The 19,978-nt window shown below is 63.7% G+C and carries 15 protein-coding genes; 14 read left to right on the forward strand and 1 reads right to left on the reverse strand.

All coding sequences use genetic code 11. From position 1 onward, the window contains the following. The first annotated feature begins 30 nt into the window (after positions 1-30). The 13 genes from Q0907_RS18005 to Q0907_RS18065 all read left to right on the forward strand — a co-directional run bounded on the left by Q0907_RS18005 (position 31) and on the right by Q0907_RS18065 (position 17,237). On the forward strand, positions 31-999 hold the full coding sequence (locus Q0907_RS18005) for a hypothetical protein (protein ID WP_187572614.1): 969 nt from the start codon (positions 31-33) through the stop codon (positions 997-999). A 20-nt stretch (positions 1,000-1,019) separates the two neighbouring features. Further along, positions 1,020-2,531, forward strand: a complete 1,512-nt coding sequence (locus Q0907_RS18010) for a hypothetical protein (protein WP_187572615.1) — start codon at positions 1,020-1,022, stop codon at positions 2,529-2,531. Positions 2,532-2,618: 87 nt separating this feature from the next. Continuing rightward, a complete protein-coding gene (locus Q0907_RS18015) occupies positions 2,619-3,335 on the forward strand; it encodes a hypothetical protein (RefSeq protein WP_187572616.1) in 717 nt (238 codons plus the stop codon). A gap of 77 nt (positions 3,336-3,412) precedes the next feature. Continuing rightward, on the forward strand, positions 3,413-4,228 hold the full coding sequence (locus Q0907_RS18020; RefSeq protein WP_187572617.1) for a hypothetical protein: 816 nt from the start codon (positions 3,413-3,415) through the stop codon (positions 4,226-4,228). Positions 4,229-4,402: 174 nt separating this feature from the next. Then, positions 4,403-6,754 (forward strand): NADP-dependent malic enzyme, encoded by a 2,352-nt coding sequence (locus tag Q0907_RS18025; protein ID WP_187572618.1) that lies wholly within the window; start codon positions 4,403-4,405, stop codon positions 6,752-6,754. A 71-nt stretch (positions 6,755-6,825) separates the two neighbouring features. Then, entirely contained in the window at positions 6,826-7,443 is a 618-nt protein-coding gene (locus tag Q0907_RS18030) for a response regulator transcription factor (protein ID WP_187572619.1), read from the forward strand. A gap of 145 nt (positions 7,444-7,588) precedes the next feature. Next, positions 7,589-8,305 carry a hypothetical protein gene (locus tag Q0907_RS18035; protein ID WP_222937130.1) on the forward strand — a complete coding sequence of 239 codons (717 nt, stop codon included), beginning with the start codon at positions 7,589-7,591 and terminating at the stop codon, positions 8,303-8,305. Positions 8,306-8,417: 112 nt separating this feature from the next. Beyond that, positions 8,418-8,777 carry a hypothetical protein gene (locus tag Q0907_RS18040; RefSeq protein ID WP_299347303.1) on the forward strand — a complete coding sequence of 120 codons (360 nt, stop codon included), beginning with the start codon at positions 8,418-8,420 and terminating at the stop codon, positions 8,775-8,777. A 150-nt stretch (positions 8,778-8,927) separates the two neighbouring features. Continuing rightward, positions 8,928-10,463, forward strand: a complete 1,536-nt coding sequence (locus tag Q0907_RS18045; RefSeq protein ID WP_187572622.1) for a glycosyltransferase family 39 protein — start codon at positions 8,928-8,930, stop codon at positions 10,461-10,463. A gap of 24 nt (positions 10,464-10,487) precedes the next feature. Beyond that, entirely contained in the window at positions 10,488-10,925 is a 438-nt protein-coding gene (locus Q0907_RS18050) for an EamA family transporter (RefSeq protein WP_299347306.1), read from the forward strand. Positions 10,926-11,641: 716 nt separating this feature from the next. Continuing rightward, the gene (locus Q0907_RS18055) at positions 11,642-13,105 is read left to right on the forward strand and encodes a TolC family protein (protein ID WP_187572623.1); all 1,464 of its coding nucleotides are present in this window, start codon (positions 11,642-11,644) and stop codon (positions 13,103-13,105) included. 2 nt (positions 13,106-13,107) lie between these two features. After that, positions 13,108-14,169: an efflux RND transporter periplasmic adaptor subunit gene (locus Q0907_RS18060; RefSeq protein WP_299347310.1), complete on the forward strand. Its 1,062-nt coding sequence runs from the start codon at positions 13,108-13,110 to the stop codon at positions 14,167-14,169. Continuing rightward, a complete protein-coding gene (locus tag Q0907_RS18065; RefSeq protein ID WP_299347312.1) occupies positions 14,166-17,237 on the forward strand; it encodes an efflux RND transporter permease subunit in 3,072 nt (1,023 codons plus the stop codon). Before Q0907_RS18060 ends, Q0907_RS18065 begins: the two co-directional genes overlap by 4 nt. Positions 17,238-18,010: 773 nt before the next feature. Here Q0907_RS18065 and Q0907_RS18070 read toward each other — a convergent pair. Then, a protein-coding gene (locus Q0907_RS18070; RefSeq protein ID WP_299347314.1) for an IS3 family transposase occupies positions 18,011-19,155 on the reverse strand; the annotation gives its coding sequence in 2 pieces (ribosomal slippage) (positions 18,011-18,921 and positions 18,921-19,155; 1,146 coding nt in all). Positions 19,156-19,372: 217 nt separating this feature from the next. Between Q0907_RS18070 and Q0907_RS18075 the strand changes: the two genes are divergently transcribed. Further along, a complete protein-coding gene (locus Q0907_RS18075) occupies positions 19,373-19,921 on the forward strand; it encodes a hypothetical protein (RefSeq protein ID WP_299347316.1) in 549 nt (182 codons plus the stop codon). The last annotated feature ends 57 nt before the right edge of the window (positions 19,922-19,978 follow it).

Here is a 19,978-nt window from a genome sequence, read left to right on the forward strand (position 1 = left end):
AAGCACGTCGAACTTCCTACAGGAATTTTCATGAAACCCATTTCGCTCGCATTGACTTCGCTGTTGCTGGCTGCGGCTTGGATGCCAGCGCCGGCCATGGCGCAGGGCTACAAGGCGCTCAGTACGCTGGGTAGCGACAGCCCCGGCAGCGCCCAGGCGCTGGCCGTAGACAGCAAAGCGCGCCGCCTGTACGCCGGCCGGCAGGGCGGGGTGGATGTCTATGACATCGACAACGGCCAGAAGGTGGGCACGCTGGCCATCGAAGGCAATGTGGGTGGCCTGGCGCTGGCACCAGATCTGCGCCGGGGCTACGCCACCGCCGTGGATCGCGCCACGGTGGTGGTCTTTGATCTGGAGTCGCTGGCCGCGGTGAACACCGTCAGCTCCGGTGGCAGTGAGCCGCGTGAGCTGGAGTTCGACGCCAAGGCCGGCGTGGTCTATGTCTCCAACGCCAAGGGCGGCCAGCTCGTGGCCCTGGATGCACGCAACGGCGCGCGTAAGGGCTCGCTCGCCTTGGGCGGACGCCTGCGCCAGGCCTCGGCCGACGGCCGCGGCCATCTGTTCGTGGCCGATGAAGCGCGCGATCTGCTGCACGTGGTGGATACCGCTTCCTTCAAGTCGCTGGGCACGATCTCGGTGTGGCCGGGCAAGGCGCCCACGGCGCTGGTCAATGACGTCAAGGAACGCCGCATCTACGTGGCCACCGGCAACAGCAAGATGATCGTCGTGGATCCGGATCCGGGCCAGATGCTCAATGTGGTCAGCACCGAAGGCACCGGCGCGGCCGGCATCGCGATCCAGTACGCCCCGGCGCGTCTGGTGCGCCTGTACATGCCCAATGCCGACGGCAGCTTGGACGTGGTGCAGAACGCCAAGCTGACGCCGTCCCTGGAGGCCACCGTGCCCAAGGTCGCTGGTGGTACCGCGGTGGCGTTTGACGAGAAGACGGGCAGGGCCTTTGTGGCCGGTGCCAACGGCATCCAAGTGGTGGGCAAGTGAGCACGAGCCGAGACAATCCCATGATCAAGACCTTCAAACATCTGGCCGTGCTGTCGCTGGCCCTGCTGGCCACGCACGCCCACGCACAGCAGGCCGTGCGCGATGATGCCCTCAAGGGCAAGCAGATCCTGTTCGTCATCGGCGCCACCGCCAAAGACGTGCCCAACGATGATCCGTTGATCCGCGACTACCTGGGTACGCTGGGAGCAACGGTTACCACGGCGGCCGCTTCGGACGCGGCCAAGGTCAGTGGCAAGGACCTGGTGCTGATCTCCTCCACCGTCAATGCACGCGAGCTGGGCAGCAAGTACCGCGACGCCAACGTGCCGGTGGTGACCTGGAGTGCTTACAGCTTCCCGCTGTTGGGCATGACCGGGGACAAGTTGCACGAAGACTTCTCGGTGGTGCGCGAGAAGCCGTTCCACAACGAGAACCATGCCGACTACTACGCCCACGCCACCAGCTCGACCAATCCGATCCTGCGTGCGGCCAAGATTCCGCAGGGCATGTTCGCCCCGCTGCTGTTCAGTGGTGGCGTGACCGATCCAAGCTGGGGCAAGCCCAGCCGCGGCGCCGACATCGCGGTGGTGTTTGGTGGTGATGTGGACCAGGCCGCGGTGTTCTCCTACGAGCGCGGCGCCGCCATGATGGGCGATGCAGTGGCCCCGGCCCGGCGAGTGGGTCTGTTCCTCGGCCACAACAGCTGGTCGATCCTGTCCGATGCGCAGGGTCCGGCGGCCGAAGATCCGAAGGAGTACGCCTGGTTCAGTGGCCGGCGCCTGTTCGATGCGGCGCTCAAGTGGGCGGTCAGCCCGCCGCAGGCGCGCGTGAGCGCCTCGCTGGCCGAGCAACGCGCTGCGCTGGAACGCACCGCGCGTGGCAAGAAGGTGCTGTTCGTTCGTCGCTACGATCTGCCGTGGCCCGAAAACGAGGCCTCCGATCAGGCGCAGCTGGCGTGGTTGAAGTCGCTGGGCTTTGAGGTGAGCACGGCCGATCACATGGAGCCGGACAGCCGCGCCAAGGGCATGGACCTGGTCATCATTTCGGCCAGCACCAACAAGTACAAGCTCGGTGTGAAGTACGCCGATGCCAACATCCCGGTGCTGCTGCTGGAAGCCAAGGCCGTGGATGCCCTGGGCATGGTCAGCCGTCGTCGCAACACCGACTACGGCGTCAACGACCACAAGGAAAGCCTGTATCCACCGGAAAACTACGTGCACCTTGTGCGCTCGTACCATCCGGTGGCCGCCGGCCTCTCGCCAGGCCAGCTCAAGCTCTACCGCACGCCGGGCGTGTTGGCCTGGTCGCGTCCGCCGGCCGGCGCGCAGGTGATCGCTACCATTCCCAACCAGCCCGAGCACGCCACCATGTTCGCCTTCGAGAAGGGCGCCACGATGGCCGATGAGAGCCAGGCACCGGCGCGCCGCTTCCTCTTTCCGCTCGATGCCCCGCGCTTTCCCGACCTGACCGAAGAAGGGCAGGCCGTCTATGGCGCCGCGCTGCAGTGGCTGCTCACCCCGCCCACTCCTTGATCCTCCCCCCGCGCGGCGTCGGTCCTCGTCGTCCGGCGCCGCGCACCCTCCATCGCTTGTGGCGTCATCTCCTTGCAGGAACGTCCTATGAAAACGGCTTCGCTCTCTCGTCCCATCCACTGGCTCGCGGCCAGTGCTTTGACCACCAGCCTGCTGCTGGCCGGCCTGCAGGTCGCCAAGGCCGCGGATGATCTGATCCTGGTGGTGCCTGAAGGCGCCGCCAAACCGGCCGCGCTGTCGGGCCACGTCGCTCAGTGGCGCGCCGAACTCGGTGCGCAGAACGTGGTGTGGGTGGACAGCGTCAAGCGCGAGAAGCCCTCCGGCTTTGGCGCGATGGCGGTGCTGAACTTCGCCGATGCCGCGCAGCTGGCGGCGTGGCAGGCCAAGAATGCCGCGACCTTGGCGGCCCCCATCAAAGCCATAGCAGCCGATGTGCTCACCGAAGGCGGCAGTGCGCCGGCGGCCGGCAGCCAGCCGGTCTACAAGATCAGCTATTACACCCTGACGTCCTCACGGGAAGCCTTCCAGGCCTGGGTGGACGGTTACCTGACCAAGTACCTGGAAGCCCAACACAAGCACAAGATCCTGACCCGGTATGCCATGTACCTGGAACACGGGCAGGGAGGGCGCGCCCTGCTGGTACTGGAGTACACCGATGCCAAGACCGAACAGGCAGCCGAGCCGATCAAGGAAAAGCTCAGCGAGGACATTGCGCGCGTGGACGCTGAGTACACGCGCCAGTACGAGCTGAAGGAATCCCTGCGGACCACCCAGAGCTGGACGCTGGCCGTGCCGGCTCGCTGATCCCTTGCATCACGACATGACGAGCACCTCCCCCGCGTCACCGATGCGGGGCACCCCTTAGGAAAGTGGAGAGACCGATGAAATACCCGCTTCAATCCAAGACGTCGACATGGCTGGGCCTGATGCTGGCCTGCGTGGCCCTGGTGGCCTGCGGCAAGAAAGAGGCCGCCACGGCCACCCCAGAGCCAGTCGCGGCAGCCAGTGAAAGCGCACCGGTGGCCAGTGCCACCGAGACGCCGGCCCACGCCCTGCTGTTCGTCCTGCCCGACAAGAAGGCGCCGGCCGATCTGGCGCAGAAGCTGGCCGGCTGGAAGGCCGATGGCACGCTCTCGGACGTGGTGCTGACCCAGTACGTCGAGCATGAGGTCAAGGAAGGCTACAGCCAGGCCTTCGCCGATTTCGCGCTGCTGGACTTCCCCAGCGAGGCAGCCTTCGAGACGTTCAAGGCCAACAGCGCGAGCGCGCTGGGCCCGGATGTGATTGTCAGCCGCGTGGATGTGCTGCTCGACAAGCGCAGCCGCAAGAACGATCCGAGCCAGTCGGTGTTCGTCACCGGCGTGTACGAGTCGCTGGTGGACAAGGACAAGTACCAGGAGTTCACCGACGACTACATCGATCCGAACATGGGTAACCAGTACTCGTCCGGCATCATGACCCGCTACACGATGTATCTGGAGCGCGAAGCCACCGGTGGCGTGGCTAAGCCCAAGGCGTTCCTGGTGACCCAGTACGCCAGCCAGGATGAGTTCAAGCGCAAGGACTCGGTGAAGGGCAACTACAAGAAGCTGCTGCTGGGCGGCGACTACCCGGTGTGGCAGCACATCGATGGCACCAAGAAGGAACTGCGTCGCGACTACTCGGAAGTGATCTCCAAGCCCGTTCCGCTGCCGTAATCAGGGGCCCTGTGTCACACACGCATCCACCCAGGCCTCCGATGCATCCCCCATCGGATCCCTGTGGTGGATGCGTTCTGATGCTGTAGCACCAGCACTACCGTTCTGTTCCATCTCTCGCGCCGCCCACGGTGGGCGGCCATCTTCATCGACTCCCCTAAAGTACTGAAGCAGATGACCGAGGAATTCCGCCAGGCCGCGCTGGAGTACCACCAGCAATCACCGCCGGGCAAGATCAAGGTCACCCCGACCAAGCCAATGCTGACCCAGCGCGATCTCGCGCTGGCCTATTCCCCAGGTGTGGCTTACGCCTGCGAGGCGATCGTCGAAGACCCGAACACCGCCAGCGAGCTCACTGCGCGTGGCAACCTGGTGGCCGTGGTCACCAACGGCACCGCCGTGCTGGGCTTGGGCAACATCGGGGCGCTCGCTGGCAAGCCGGTGATGGAAGGCAAGGGCGTGCTGTTCCAGAAGTTCGCCGGCATCGACGTGTTCGACATCGAGATCAACGAGACCGACCCGGACAAACTGGTCGACATCATCGCCTCGCTCGAGCCGACCTTCGGCGGCATCAACCTGGAAGACATCAAGGCGCCGGAATGCTTCATTGTCGAGCGCAAGCTGCGCGAGCGGATGCAGGTCCCGGTCTTCCACGACGACCAGCACGGCACCGCGATCATCGTCGGTGCCGCCGTGGTTAATGCGCTGGAAGTGGTCGGCAAGCGAATCGAAGAGGTTGTGCTGGCCACCAGCGGAGTCGGCGCGGCCGGCATCGCCTGCTTGGATATGCTCGTCGCATTGGGCCTGAATCCGGACAACATCCTGTCTGTGGATCACGAGGGCGTGCTGTACGCCGGCCGCCCTGGCCTGGAGCCAGACAAGGCGCGCTACGCGCGTCCTACCGGCAAGCGTTCGCTGGCCGAGATCGTCGAAGGGGCGGACATCTTCCTGGGCCTGTCGACCGGCGGCATCCTCACCCCCGAGATGATCGCCACGATGGCGCGCCAACCGATCATCCTGGCCCTGGCCAATCCGAACCCAGAGATATCCCCGGCGGCGGCCAAGACGGCGCGTCCTGATGTGATCATCGGCACGGGTCGCAGCGACTACCCGAATCAGGTCAACAACGCGCTCTGCTTCCCGTACATTTTCCGTGGCGCGCTCGATGTGGGCGCCACAGTGATCAACGAAGAGATGAAGGTCGCCTGCGTGCACGCCATCGCCGCCCTGGCCCGGCGCGAGGCGACCGATCTGGGCGCGGCCTATGGTGAGGACATCCCCAGTTTCGGCCCCGATTACCTGATCCCGCGTCCGTTTGATCCGCGTCTGCTGGTCGAGGTCGCCGCGGCCGTGGCACAGGCGGCAATGGACTCAGGCGTGGCCCTGCGCCCGATCGCCGACATGGCGGCCTATCGCGAGAAGCTGGGCCAGTTCGTCTACCGCACCAGCTTGATGATGAAGCCGGTCTACGAACGTGCGCGGTCCGAACGCCAGCGCGTGGTCTATGCCGAAGGCGAGGAAGAAACCGTGCTGCGTGCGGTGCAGACGGTGATCGACGAAGGCTTGGCGCTCCCGGTCCTGATCGGCCGCCCGGACGTGATCGACGCGCGCATCCGCCGCCTGGGCCTGCGCATGCGCGCGGGCGAGGATTTCGAGCTCACCAACATCCTCGACGATCCGCGCTTCAACGACTATTGGCAGCACTACCACGGCCTGACCTGCCGGCGCGGGGTCACCGAAGCCGCGGCAAAGAACCTGATGCGCTCACGTCCGACGCTGATCGCGGCGGTGATGGTCGCACGCGGGGAAGCTGATGCCATGATCACCGGGCTGGTTGGCCGCTTCCACAAGAAGTTGGGCTACGTGCGCAGCGTGATCCCGCTGGACCCGGGCCTGCAGTCGACCTCGGCCATGACCGGAGTGATCAATCAGCAGGGCGCCTATTTCTTCCTGGATACGCACGTACAAGAAGACCCGACGCCCGAACAGATCGCCGAGGCCACCCTCCAGGCGGCCTACCGCCTGAAGCTGTTCGGCATCGAACCACGTATTGCGCTGCTCTCGCACTCCAACTTCGGCAGCCATGAAACGTCTGGTGCGCTGAAAATGCGACGGGTCCGTGAACTGTTGTTCCAGCTCAAGCCCGAGCTCAACGTGGATGGCGAGATGCAGGGCGACACGGCATGGGATGAAGCCCTGCGCGCGCGCATCATGCCCGGCAGCACGTTGAAGGGTCGCGCCAATCTGTTCGTGTTTCCCACGCTGGATGCGGCCAACATCACCTTCAACATGGTCCGCATGATGACCGATGGGGCCGCCATCGGTCCGATCCTGATGGGTGTCTCCAAACCGGTCCACATCCTGACCACCAGCGCCACCCCACGCCGCATCGTCAACATGACGGCTATTGCGGCGGTGGACGCGCAGCTCCGCAAACGGGACGCGCTGGAAACCCAGCAGCTCAAACAAGCGGCGGCTCGTCAGTACCAGAACCGCTTCGAGAACAAGATGCGGGCCAAGAAGTAGTGTCGTGCTCGCATTGACCGACCCAATGTGATCTGCCTGAGGTTCGCCACATGCATTTAAGGCTCGCTGTCGTGGATGACCAGCCCGTGTTCCGGCTCGGGCTATCGCATGTGCTGGCAGAGTTTCAGCACCCGCGCGGCCTGCTTGAACTGGGTAGTGCGGATGAACTGGAAGCAAGAAGGCTTCGTGCCGAGGACATCGGCCTGGTGCTGTTGAGCCTGAACGGCCCGGTCGCGAGCGGGCTGGATGAACTGGCAAGGGTTCACAGGGCCGTGCCCGAGCTCTCATCGATTGTCTTGCCGACCCATTGTCACCCTCACATCATCGATCAATGTAGGAAGATTGGCGCCTCCGGATGCCTGTCGAAGACAAGTTCCGAATCCATGCTCCGCTCTGCGGTGACGACGGTCATGTCCGGCGGCACTTGGTTCAGAAGTCAGGAGCGCATGGCCGGATCGCAGGATGCCGCGCTGGCCCTGCAGATGGCGGAGTTGACCCCCAAGCAGAGGCGGGTCCTTGAGTTGGTGGCCAAAGGCCTGTCCAACAGACAGATCGGTGCTGAGCTCGGCGCTGCAGAAAACACGGTCAAGTGCCATGTAGTGGCTATCTTGAGCAAACTCGAATGCAGGTCCAGAACCCAGGCCGCGTTGCTCATGAATGCCTCCCGCCTCGAGCATCAGGTCGCATAAGGCTTCCAAAGCAGCTTGCCTGCGGTGAGTCATCCTGACAGCGCGCATCAGCCCGGCATCAGGCTGGCGCCGCTAGAAAGAGGCACCAGCCGGGATCAAAGAGGACTGCCTCATGGGATGGAAGCGCCACGCGTCTGCTGCGCCCTTGCTCACCTTCGCCTACATGTTGGCCACGCCAGGTGCCGAAGCTGGCCCCTGGGAGGTCGGAGGCACGGGCGTTGATAGCAAACGCAAGGTCAAAGCCGAGCTCGCGCTCAAGCAGGATGCGGGCGGCCGTGTCTGGTCGCGCCCGGTGCTGGGCTATGCGCTGCCGTTGAATGCGGCGATGTCCGTCGAGGTGGCATACGGCTACGGCGTGATCGAGCGGAGCGATCACCGCACCAGCGGCGCCCGCGATCTGGATCTGAAGCTCAAGTATCAGCTGGCCAGTCAAACGCCGACCCGGTTGGCCTGGCTGGTCGAGCCCAAGCTCAGTGTGCCGATCGGGGATGAGCGTGCCGGCATCGGTCGAGGCCGCTACGCCTTGGAGGTGCCGTTGCGAACCAGCCGGACGAGCGGCGCGCTGACCTATACCGCCGAAGCGCGCTACACCCACGTCTTCGGCACGCCCCGTGCCCAGCAGCTGTGGGGCATGGGAGGCTTGGTGGAGTACGTGCCATCACCGGCATGGGTGCTGGGCATCGACGTCTTTGCCGATACGCCCCGTGGCGATGCCAGCAGCTATCACCTGCGCTCCAACGTGGCCGCCAAATGGCGCCCCACCGAAGCCGTTGAAGTACAGGCGCTGGTGGGCCGCAGCCTAAGCAACCAGCGAGGCGCTGCCCAAACGTCCTACAAGCTGGTGCTTGAGTACAAGCATTGAGCGGCGGTGATCTTGCGCTGACATGGACCTGACAACGGCGATGGCGCGCATGTCAGCGACGCGGACGTACACATAAGGCGCCGGATAGCGGCACACGCCATAGGAGTAACCCATGACTGCACGCACCAAGCTGACATTCGCCGTCGCATTGGCGGCACTGACGGGCCTGTTCATTCACATCGCCATCGCCCAGACGCCAGCACCCCCTCACTACACCGAGACGGCGCGCCCCACCGCGGCCGTACTGCCCTTTGAGCAACTCGAGCGCATCGCCGCGCGCGAGATGGCGCAAGTGACCGAACTGGAGGTGCGCGATCTGCTGCTCAAGGCCAAGGGCTACGACGCCCAAGGCATGAAGGTGGAGCTGTTGCTGGATCGTCGGGATGGCTATGTGCTTTCCCGTCGGGTGAAGGTACCCAAGCACCTGCAGCGATACGCGCCTTACCCCGAGCCGGCCATGCGCGCACGCTGAGGCGGGCCAGCACGATCACGCAGGGCAGGGCGCCGCTGTCGCATAACGGTCACACCAAATCTGACGAAAGTCCGACCTGCGTATCCGGACCATGAGCACATCCAAGGCGAAGGGCGGGATGTGCTCAACGTTCGCACCCCAACTCCACGCATGGTCACCCCGCTCGCGCCGCCGGGGGTGCCGCTGTACACCTTGCTCACCGTCAGTCTGATCCTGGCGTTTGCCTTCCTCGGCTTGCGCGGGATCTGGGATCCCGATGAGGGCCGGTACACCAACGTGGCCTTGACCATGCTGGATACCGGCAACTGGCTGGACCCGATGCGCAATGAAGACACCGGGCACTGGACCAAGCCCCCGCTGACGTACTGGCTTATCGCCGCCAGCGTGGCCACGTTCGGGCAAACCCCGTGGGCCGCACGCCTGCCGGTGGCGCTGGCTTACCTGGCGTGCATCGCACTGGCGTGGGTATGCGCCAGGCGCTTGGTAAGACCGGCCGCCGGCTGGGTGCCCTTGGTCTACGCCACGATGTTCCTGCCGGTGTGCGCCGCCCAGCTGATTACCACGGATTTTTTGCTCAGCGCCTTCCAACTGCTGGCCATGGCCGGCTTTATCGTCCATCGCTTCCCCAACACGCAGGAGCGGACCCAGCCCTGGGGACTGCTGGTGATGTACATCGGGTTTGGCCTGGCGTTTCTGACCAAGGGTCCGCCGGCCTTGCTGCCCGTGCTTGCGCTGTTGCTGCTGCGTTGGCGTTGCCCGCACCCGGTGCCGGCCTCGCCGCTCTGGCATCTGGCCGGCGTGGTCCTTTTCCTGGGAATCGCGCTGCCCTGGTACGCCGTGGTGGGGACCCGCCATGCAGGGCTGTGGGAGTACTTCCTCGGCGCCGAACTGGTTGATCGCGTCGCCAGCGACCGTTTCGGCAGGAACGGGCAATGGTATGGCTGGTTGGCCGTCTACGGGCCGACGCTGCTGCTGGGCACGGCCCCCTGGACGATCGGTTTGCTGCGATGGGGCAAGGGGGTACCGGCCATGCTGCGGGCCGCTTTCCGGACCGACCCGGCCAAAGCGCCGGTGGAGCCGGGCGCACTATTGCTGGCCTTGTGGATCCTGGTGCCGTTGCTGATCTTCTGCCTATCCCGCTCCCGCCTGCCGCTGTATGTGTTGCCCCTGTTTGCCCCGATCGCCATCGCGATCGTGTCCAGTTGGTCGGCCCGGCGTTGGCCCTCGCTGTCCTGGCTCTGGGTCTGGATCGGTTTCATCCTTGCGCTTCGCTTTGCAGCGGCCTACTTCCCAACCCACAAGGATGCTTCAGCGTGGGCCAGCATGCTGGAGCAGCGCAGCCACGCCCCGGTGCGCGAAGTCATCTTCGTGGAGGACATGGCCCGCTACGGCCTGCACCTGCACCTGGATGTGGAGATCGAGCGCGTAGCCCGCGAGCTGGCGCCCCAGGCACGCTTCAATCCCAGCTACGACGAGAGTCTGTGGGATGAAATCAAAGAGACCGGACTGGAGGACGGCCTGGTTTATGTCACCAAGCAAGACCTCTGGCCAGAAGTGGAACGGGTGGTGCGCGAGCATGGTTTTGTGGCCCGACCGCTGGGCGAGCGATATCAGGGGCGCGTGATCTTCGAAGTGACCCATCCACCCGGGGTGCCAGGCCCGCCACCGAAAAACGCCTTTCGCTAGCACTCACACGAAGGAGGACTCCCCATGCCGATGCCCGAACACTGGGTGATCTGGGCGCTGCTATCGGCCGTGTTTGCGGCCCTGACCGCGGTGTTGGCCAAGCTGGGCGTCAAGGACGTGGACGCGGATCTGGCAATGGCCCTGCGCACGGTGGTGGTATGCGCTTTGGTTCTGCCGCTGGTGTGGATCACGGGCAAGTGGAGCAACCCCTTGCAGCTGCCCGCACGCACCTTGGGATATCTGATTCTCTCAGCGGTGGCCACAGGTGCATCCTGGTTGTGCTACTTCCGTGCCCTGCAGGTCGGGGAAGCCTTTCGAGTAGCGCCGGTGGACAAGCTCAGTGTGGTGCTCGTGGCGGTCTTTGCCTTCTTCATCCTGGGAGAGCGACCCGCGCCAAAAGATTGGTTGGGCATTACGCTCATGGCCGCTGGACTGCTGTTGTTGGTCATCAAGAAGGGTTGATCGTGCGCAGGTCGACTCAACCGTAGGTGGCTGCATCGCGCCATCGCCCATGATCGGCAACGCGCACCCCGGCTGGCTGCTGGTAAGTCTCATGCAGCAACCGAGCCAGGGCATCGGCGTAAGCCAGGGCCGTCTCCACGCTCGGTAGGTTTATCAGCTCATGCGACATACCGCGGCTGACCCACCAGCGGCCCTCGCGCTCGACTACGTAGTACCAAATGCGCACCGTGCGCTCGTCCCATCGAAGGTCTCATGGGACGCCCACGGCCGTGTGGGGGACTCGCTCATGCGGCTCAGAAAGAAGGTGGGCCCGCCCATTGTTGGCACGCCCTGTCAGATCCCTGTCAGGGTCGTCGCCCCGAGGCCGCACCTCTCACCAGGCGGGCGAGAGGGTCGTGATCGGCGAGCACGCGGGGTCAGCAGGGATGACCCACCACCGATGCGATCGGTAGCGAAGCGGTGGGCCATCCGCTGCTGATAGAGGCAGTGCGACCAGACTAACAGTCCAGCGCGTCGGGCCACGTTCTCCTAGTCACTGTGAGGCCACCTGACCCCGGCACCAGGAGAGCGGAGCAGGGCGCACTGATACAGGACGGCGTTAGGCCGCAGGTTGGCTTGCCGGCGAGTGACCGTATCGCAGCGGCGCAGGGCCGGCTTATGTCTTTAACCAGAACCGAACAGCGCTAGGACCGTTTTCGGACACGGTGCGCCAGACCATGGGCATCAGGCTGCAGGCACCGATCCTGCCGCTTGCCCTCGTTGCCCGACTATTCCATCGCAAGACCGCGCGAATGCCACGCTCCTCCGACCTCGATCTCCTCGTGCGATCGCCCCGCACCGTCAGAATCATCATCCTGCTGGGGTGCGTTGTACTGGGCGGCTGCGCCAGCTATCAGTCCGCCCCCTTGCCCCCGACGGCCGAGATTCTGGGTGCGACCCCGGACCTGACGACCCTGACGGCCCAAACCTCACCCGATCACCCCCTGGTGTCCGCCGGTTCAATCGCCCTGGATCAACCGCTGACGGACGGCGATGCAGGGCGGTTGGCCTTGATAGGCAGCCCCGACCTGGCCGCCGCCCGCGCGCAGGTGGGGGTCGGGCAAGCCCAGTTGTTTGCCGCAGGCTTGCTACCCGATCCCCAGCTCTCTCTCTCGCTGGACCATCCTGCCGGGATCGGACTGATCAATGCAGTGGGGCTGGGCGCCAGCTTCGATATCGCCTCTGTGTTCGTCAGGGGCGCCAAGGTCGAAGCGGCGCGCCATGATGCCGAAGGCATTCGCCTGGACGTCGGCTGGACGGAGTGGCTTGCCTTCAACCATGCCCGCTTGCTCGTGCGCCGGATCGGCTACCTGGAGCTCCAGTCCCAGCTTGCGCTGCAAGCCGAAGCAACGGCACAGGAGCTCTACAGCAGCGCGCACGCGGCCATGCAGCAGGGTGATGTTCGGCTCGACGACGTCACCATCTACCAACTGGGCGTGCTCGATGCGCGTGACCGACGTCTGAGCTATGAGAAGCAAGCGCAGGCCAGCCGCGATGAGCTCAATGCGATGCTGGGACTGGCGCCAGGGACGGTGGTTGTCTTGGCGCCACCGGCCCCGCTGAAGCCCGCACCTGACACCGCGGCGCAGACGCTTGCCCTCTCGGCCGCCGAGCGCCGTTTGGACTTGATGGCCTTGCGCGAGCGCTATGCCGGCCAGGAACAAAACCTCAAGCTGGCGACGAGGCAGTCCTTGCCGCTTCCGCAGCTGAGCCTCAATCGTGCCCGGGATACCGGCGGAATCTGGTCCAACGGCGTGGGCATTGGCCTGACGCTGCCGCTATGGAATCGGGGCCGAGGTGAGATCCAGACAGCCACGGCCACCCGCGAACAACTGGCCACCGAATACGCCGCCCGCGTTCACCAAATGCGGGCCGACATCGCAGCGGCCCTGCAGGACCTTGCTGCGCTGGTCGCCCAACGTCAGGCGATCGAAGAGCAGCTGCCGATGTTGGAGACCTCCACCAAGGTCATCGCACAGGCCACGCGCGAAGGCAGCTTGCCTTTGACGACGTATGAAACGGTGCGTGCGTCCATGCTGGATAAGCACCTGACCCTGCTTGCTCTTGAGCAGGCGCAATCGGAAGCCGAAGTGGCCTTGGAGGCCGCGGCAGGCGCGCAGATCTTGAGCCAAGGCCCCTGACCATGAAAAAAACTGCCTACGTGATGGCCATCGCCACCTTGCTTTGTGCGTGCAATCGCACACCATCGGCCGCGTCGGAAGCAACCGGACCCACGGCCACCGTTCAGGTCCAGCGCGCCGCCTCAGGACCGATCGAGCAGGTCTTGCAGGCCTATGGCACGGTCGAGTATCCGCCCCAATCCCAAAGCACTGTTTCTTCCCAGTCAGAGGCCACGATCGAGCAGATCCTCGTGGCCAATGGTCAGTCTGTTCGACGCGGCGAACCGCTGATCCGGATCAAGCCCAGTGCCGCGGCACTGCAAGAGCTCCACAACGCGCGAAACGATGCCACAGCCGCTACGCAGGAATTGGCACGAGTGACCCGCTTGTTCGGCCAACATCTGGCCACCAACGCCGACCTGACTCAGGCGCGGCAAGCAATGGGCAATGCGCGCAGCGCGCTGACCAGCGCCAATACCCGCGTCGGTGCCGGTGGAACCCGCGTGCTGTATGCCGAGAGCGACACCACCGTGGTCAGCATTCCGGTAGCCCGCGGGGACATCGTCGCCGCCGATGCGCCCTTGATTCATTTGGCCCGCAAGGGCGGGGTCATGGTGCGCCTTGGCATCGAGCCTTCCGATGCAAGCGCGGTCAAACCGGGCATGCCGGTCGTGGTTTCTCCGGTCTACGACAGCACCCAGCGCTTGGAGGGCGTGGTCGCCGAGGTGATGGATCAGGTCGATCCACAAACGCGCCTGCTCCAGGCCACGATCACGCTGCCTGCGGCCGATGGTTTGCTTCCTGGCTCCACCGTCCGGGGCGCGATCGGCATCCAGCGACGCAACCAAGCAGTGCGGGTTGCGCGCTCAGCGTTGCTCTATGAGGGCGACCAAGCCTATCTGTTCATCGTTGAGCGCGGCACAGCCCGGCGCGTGCTCGTCACGCCTGGCATCGACGATGGCACCTGGGTCGAAGTGCAGAAAGGACTCAAAGCCGGTGAGGAGGTGGTCGTGGCCGGCAATTACGAGCTCGAGGACGGGATGTCGGTGGCGAGCACACCGCCGCAGCGAGCCCAGACGCCATGATGCCGCAATGGATCCAGCGGCACCGCGGCTCGGTGCTCCTAGCCTTTCTGCTGTTGACTTGCGCGGGCATCATGAGTCTGCGGGCATTGCCGGTCGGACTGTTTCCGTTGATCGACTTTCCCAGGATCGTGGTCAGCGTGGATGCCGGTGATCGCCCGGTCGATCGGATGGTGGTCGAGGTCACCCGCCCGTTGGAGCAGGCCCTGCGCAGCGTGCCTGATGTAAAGACCATACGATCCAACACCAGTCGCGGATCGGCCGAGTTCTCGCTTTCCTTCGGCTGGGGCACCGACATGGTGACCGCCCTGTTGCAGACCCAAGCCGAAGTGAACGCCGCACTGTCATCCTTGCCGGCAGGTACGAGTTTTGGCATCCGGCGCATGGATCCGACCGTGTTCCCGGTGCTGGGGTTGAGCCTGACCTCACCAACCCGTTCGCAGACCTCGCTGCGCGATGTCGCCCAGTACCAGATCGCGCCCGAGCTCACGGCCATCGGTGGCGTGGCCAAAGTCGATCTCATGGGGGGCAGACAGGCGGAGTATCACGTCCTGCTTGATCCGGTGCAGCTGCAGTCCTATGGCCTCACGCCCGCCGATGTCAGCACGGCCCTGAGTGCCAGCAATGTCGTGACCGCCGTAGGCCGCGTCGAAGATCGTTATCGCCTCTACCTGATTCTTTCCGATAGTCGCCTGCAGAACCAGGACGACATCGGCAAGACCATCCTTCGCAGCGGCAAGGACGGCATCGTCGAGCTGGAGGACGTGGGCACGGTCGCGCTTGGTCAAGCCCCTGAGTGGACCCGCGTCAATGCCGATGGCAAGGATGCGGTACTGCTGAACATCATGCAGCAGCGCGGCGCCAATACGGTGGCCATGGTCACCGCCGTGCAAGACAAACTGGCTCTACTGCGAGCGTCATTGCCTCCGGACATCACGATCCGACCCTACTACGATCAGTCCGAGCTGATCGTCTCCTCGGCGGGCAGCGTACGCGATGCCATTGTGATCGGGGCGGTATTGGCCGGACTGGTCCTGCTGGTATTCCTTCGCAACAAGCGCATCACCCTGATCGTGAGCCTGGTATTGCCCATGGTGCTGTTGATATCGGGCGTGGCGCTGCACTTGGCCGGACAGAGCTTGAACATCATGACCTTAGGTGGCATGGCGGCCGCAGTGGGTTTGGTGGTGGACGATGCGGTAGTCATGATCGAGCACATGGCGCGTCGCCTGGTGCAGCACACGCATGAGGGACCGACAGGGCAGTCCCCCCCGGTGCTGAAGTTCGCCATGGAGATGTTTCGACCTTTGACGGGCTCCTCGGCCGCCACCGTGGGGGTGTTTCTTCCGTTGGCATTCCTCAGTGGCGTGGCCGGTGGGTTCTTCCGTCCGCTGGCCATCACCATGGCTTTTACCCTGATGGTCTCCTACTGCGTGGCCCTGTTCGTGGTGCCGATCCTGACCAAGATGCTGGTGCGCCCTGAGGATGCCGAGTCCCTGGAGAAATCCGGACGCTGGCAGCGCAGCATCGAGCGGCAGGCGCAGCGCGGGCTACAGCTGGGATTCAAGCGCCCGGTCTTCCTGTTGGTGCCCATCATGCTGTTGGTCGTCGTGGGGGCCTTCGCCTATCGTCTGGTAGGAAGTGGCTTCATGCCGCGCATGGACGAGGGCGGCTTTATCTTCGATTACCGTGCAGCGCCGGGCACGTCGCTGACCGAGTCAGACCGCTTGATGCAGCAAGTTGAAGCGATCGTGCGTAGTTTGCCCGAGGTCGAGAGCTACTCCCGCCGGACCGGAATGCAACTGGGAGGAAGCCTGAGCGAGTCCAACGAAGGCGACATGTTCATCAAACTCAAACCCATGCCACGGCGAGGGATCGAGGAGGTGATGACGGACCTGAGAGCGCGGGTAGAGGCGAGCGTACCCGGTCTACAGGTGGAAACCGCCCAGTTGATGGAAGATCTGATCGGGGACCTGACCTCGACGCCGCAGCCGATTGAAGTGAAGCTGTTCGGGCCCGACGATACGGTCCTGCGTGCCCAGGCGGGCAGGGTGGCGCAGGCCATCAGCAAGATCCAAGGCGTCGTGGAAGTGTTTGACGGCTCGACCATCGCCGGTGATGCGATCCAAATCAAGGTCGACCGGGTGAGAACTTCGCTGGAGAAGTTGACGCCTGATGAGGTGACCCAGCAGGTCGATGCGCTGCTCAATGGCGTGCCTTCCAGCAGCATACAAACAGGCGAGCAGATGCTGGCGGTGAGGGTCTGGACGCCTGAATCCCTGCGTCAACGTCTGGACCAGATCGCCCGGTTGCCTATTCGAGGACCCGACGGGCAAACCTTGCCCCTTTCACGGGTGGCGGCCGTCACCATCGAGCAAGGGCAGATGCAACAGGCGCGTGAGAACTTGCGGCCGATGGTGGCCGTGACCGGCCGTCTGGAAGGGATCGACCTGGGCTCGGCCATGCAGGCAGTGCAGGCCGAAGTGCAGGCTCTGAACCTGCCTGCGCCCATTGTGGTGGAGTACGGCGGTCTATACGACCAACAGAAGCAAAGCTTTCGCGACCTCTCCCTGGTCTTCGTAGCGGCCTTCCTTATCGTGGCGACGTTGCTGATGTTCCTGTACGAGCGGGCATCGATCGTGCTGTCGATCTTAGCGACGATTCTGCTGACGCTGCCTGCTGTCTTCATCGGGCTATGGGTCACGGGAACCGAGTTGAACCTGTCCTCGATGATCGGGCTGACGATGATCATTGGCATCGTTACTGAGGTGGCTATCTTCTACTTCGCCGAGCTCGAGACTTCTGAACCAATTAACATCGAGGATCTTAAGCAGGCCGCGACCGCACGACTGCGGCCCATCTTGATGACCTCGCTCATTGCGATCCTGGCCCTCATGCCGCTCGCCTTGGGAATAGGATCTGGATCGGAGATGCAGCGCCCGCTGGCCATCACCATCATCGCAGGCTTGCTGGTCGCCGTCCCCATGGTGCTTGTTGCCATGCCTGCAATCTTCTGGCTCATCGACGAGAAAGCGTCAAGTTGGCGTGGCCGCGAGCACGCCAGTGCCTGATACCGTCAACGGGCCAGCGAAGCCACGCCATCAAACGCCAGCCGGGAGGGGGTACCACTTGCGACCACGTCGAGCCGGTACCCTGTCCAGACCGCGGCGGCACCGGCGCATCCGATGGATTGGACCCCACCTCACCAGCCTGACATCTTTCCGACATTCTCGCGCCGGGTGATCATCAATGCGGGCACTCGACTAAGGCGATAAGACGACGCCTGCGGCCTCGGCCTCGTGATAGGGTGAGCCTGCGAAATGCGCAGACACCGTCTACCCAAGGCCCGACCCCATGCGATTACATCTCTATCGGGTCGATGGTGGATACCTCCTCTGCCGAGGCGATGTCCCGCTGCCCGAACCGCATGCTTCCGAGTTGAAGAACCAACGCCCAGATCTACACCTTCTTTCAAGGCAAGCGGCGGGGCGTCACTTCATCGAAGACCACATGCGCAACAACGGAGCCGTACTGATGGATCAAGACGTCGCCGAACTGGTCCTGTCTGGTTGTCCTGAATGGATGGAAAGATCCTTCTAGATCAGCTTTATCCAGCGTTGCGCCGCATGTCATCCGCGTAACAAGACTGTCACGCGATCGGGATTCGCACAGCAGCCGGAAGCGGACTGGACCTCGCGACCGCGTTGGCCGAGCGGCGTAGGCTATTTGACGCCTGGTGGCGGCCCAATTCTTGCAGCCTCGAGGACGCATGCCTAAAACAATTCACAATGACGTTGACCAGCGGATAGCCGAGGCGGTGAATCGCCCCGGGTTTCATAGACAACTACAAGCCTGATAGTTCCGCCTGCCGTTCGAACTCTACCGGAGAGACGCCTCCATTGGAGCCGTGCCGGCGTTTGGGGTTGTAGAACATCTCGATGTAGTCGAACACATCGCTACGCGCCGCATCCCGGGTCAGGTAGATCTTTCGCCTGATCCGCTCTCGCTTGAGCAACTGGAAGAAGCTCTCGGCTACGGCGTTGTCGTGGCAGTTGCCGCGCCGGCTCATGCTGCAGACGATCCCGTGGGCCTTCAGGAACGCCTGCCACTCGGCACCGGTGAACTGACTGCCCTGGTCCGAGTGCAGCATCAGTCCGGGCGCCGGTTTCCGACGCCACACCGCTGCCAGCAGCGCCTGCAGCACCAGATCGGCGTGCATCTGGCCTTGCATCGCCCAACCAACGACCTGGCGTGAGTACAGATCCAGCACCACCGCCAGGTACAGCCAGCCCTCGTGCGTGCGGATGTAGGTGATATCGGTGACCCAGTGCGTGTTGGGCGCAGCCACCTCGAACTGCCGATCCAAGTGGTTCGGCGCGACCGTCGAGACCCGGCCACCACGAGGCCGCGGACGACGCCCGTAACCCACCTGCGCCTGCAAGCCTTCCTTCTTCATCAGCCGCGCTACGCGATGCTTGCCACAAGCCTCGCCCAGGTCGCGCAAGTCGTCGGTGACCTTGCGGTAGCCGTAGACCGTACCGCTCTCCAGCCATGCCTGCTTGATCATGCCCAGAAGACGTTGATCCTCGCGATGGCGATCGCTCTGCGGCCGGCGCTGCCACGCGTAAAACCCGCTGCGCTGCACGCCCAGCACACGACACATGCTTACCACGCGGAACTGGTCCAGATGCGCCTGCATGAACGCGTACTTCGCCCTTACCCCTTGGCAAAGTACGCGGCGGCCCTTTTTAGGATGTCGCGCTCCTCGGTCACCCGCTTGAGCTCGGCCTGCAGGCGACGGTTCTCCGCCGCCAACGAAACATCCGCATGCCGCGCGGCCGGCACCTTGCGCTGCTCCCTGACCCACGCATACAGCGAGTCGATGCTGACTCCCAGCCGGGTGGACACCTCTCGCACCGAACGCCCCTGATCGATCACCTGCTTGGCCGCCTCGGCCTTGAACTCATCCGAATACCGCTTGCCGCTCATACACACCTCCATGATTGCCGTAATGTACGGCTTGGAGATGTCTACTGAACCCGGGGCGATTCACTCTGGGACATGAAGCCGCCCATGCACGCGGCATCGATATCGGAATAGGCGGCCATCTGTATCATCCAAACGCCGAAGCCGCGGGACTTGAGGCTGCACGGCGTTGGAGAGAGCTTTTCAGCAGCGTACGATCGAGGGTTCTATGAGAAACATAATGCTTACAAGCGTGCTTCTCGGATTGGGATCGAGCCATCTCGCAGTAGCCCCGGCCTTCTCTGCGGACGCAATTAGGCCACCAGCAGCACTTTCTTCCGTTCACACCGCGCGTGCGTCTGAAGACGTTGTGATAGCGAGGGTTGTCTCCGGGCGTACAGGGAAAGATGGCTCGCTCTACTTTGGAATTCTAGCCGAGCAAACCGTCCGCGGAGAGCTTAAGAGAAGCTGTGCACGAACATCGCAGTCAATGAAGGTAGGCGCAAAGTACGTTTTCTTTCCCACTACTAACAGTGAAGATGAATGTGTCGATGCCGGAAAAGCGATTCTTCGCGCGATCGAAATTGTTACCTTTGAGGGCGAGGAGTACGTCGCTTTCATTGACCCCAAATATCTCTATCCCGGGCCCGCAAGCTCAGTAACGACAGTATCAGGAGAGCTTGTTGACGGAACGGGGACGGTAGTCAACTGGTCTGGCATGCCACTGATCCACTTCCTTAAACTGATCGATAACAACCCTTCGCCCTTGAAGAACCCAAGACCAGAATGACCAACCCCAGTGAGCTACCTGGGCCGACCTGTACGAGATGTGCGCTTGAACCAGGCG

The organism is uncultured Pseudoxanthomonas sp. (assembly GCF_947498795.1).
Lineage (GTDB): Bacteria > Pseudomonadota > Gammaproteobacteria > Xanthomonadales > Xanthomonadaceae > Pseudoxanthomonas_A.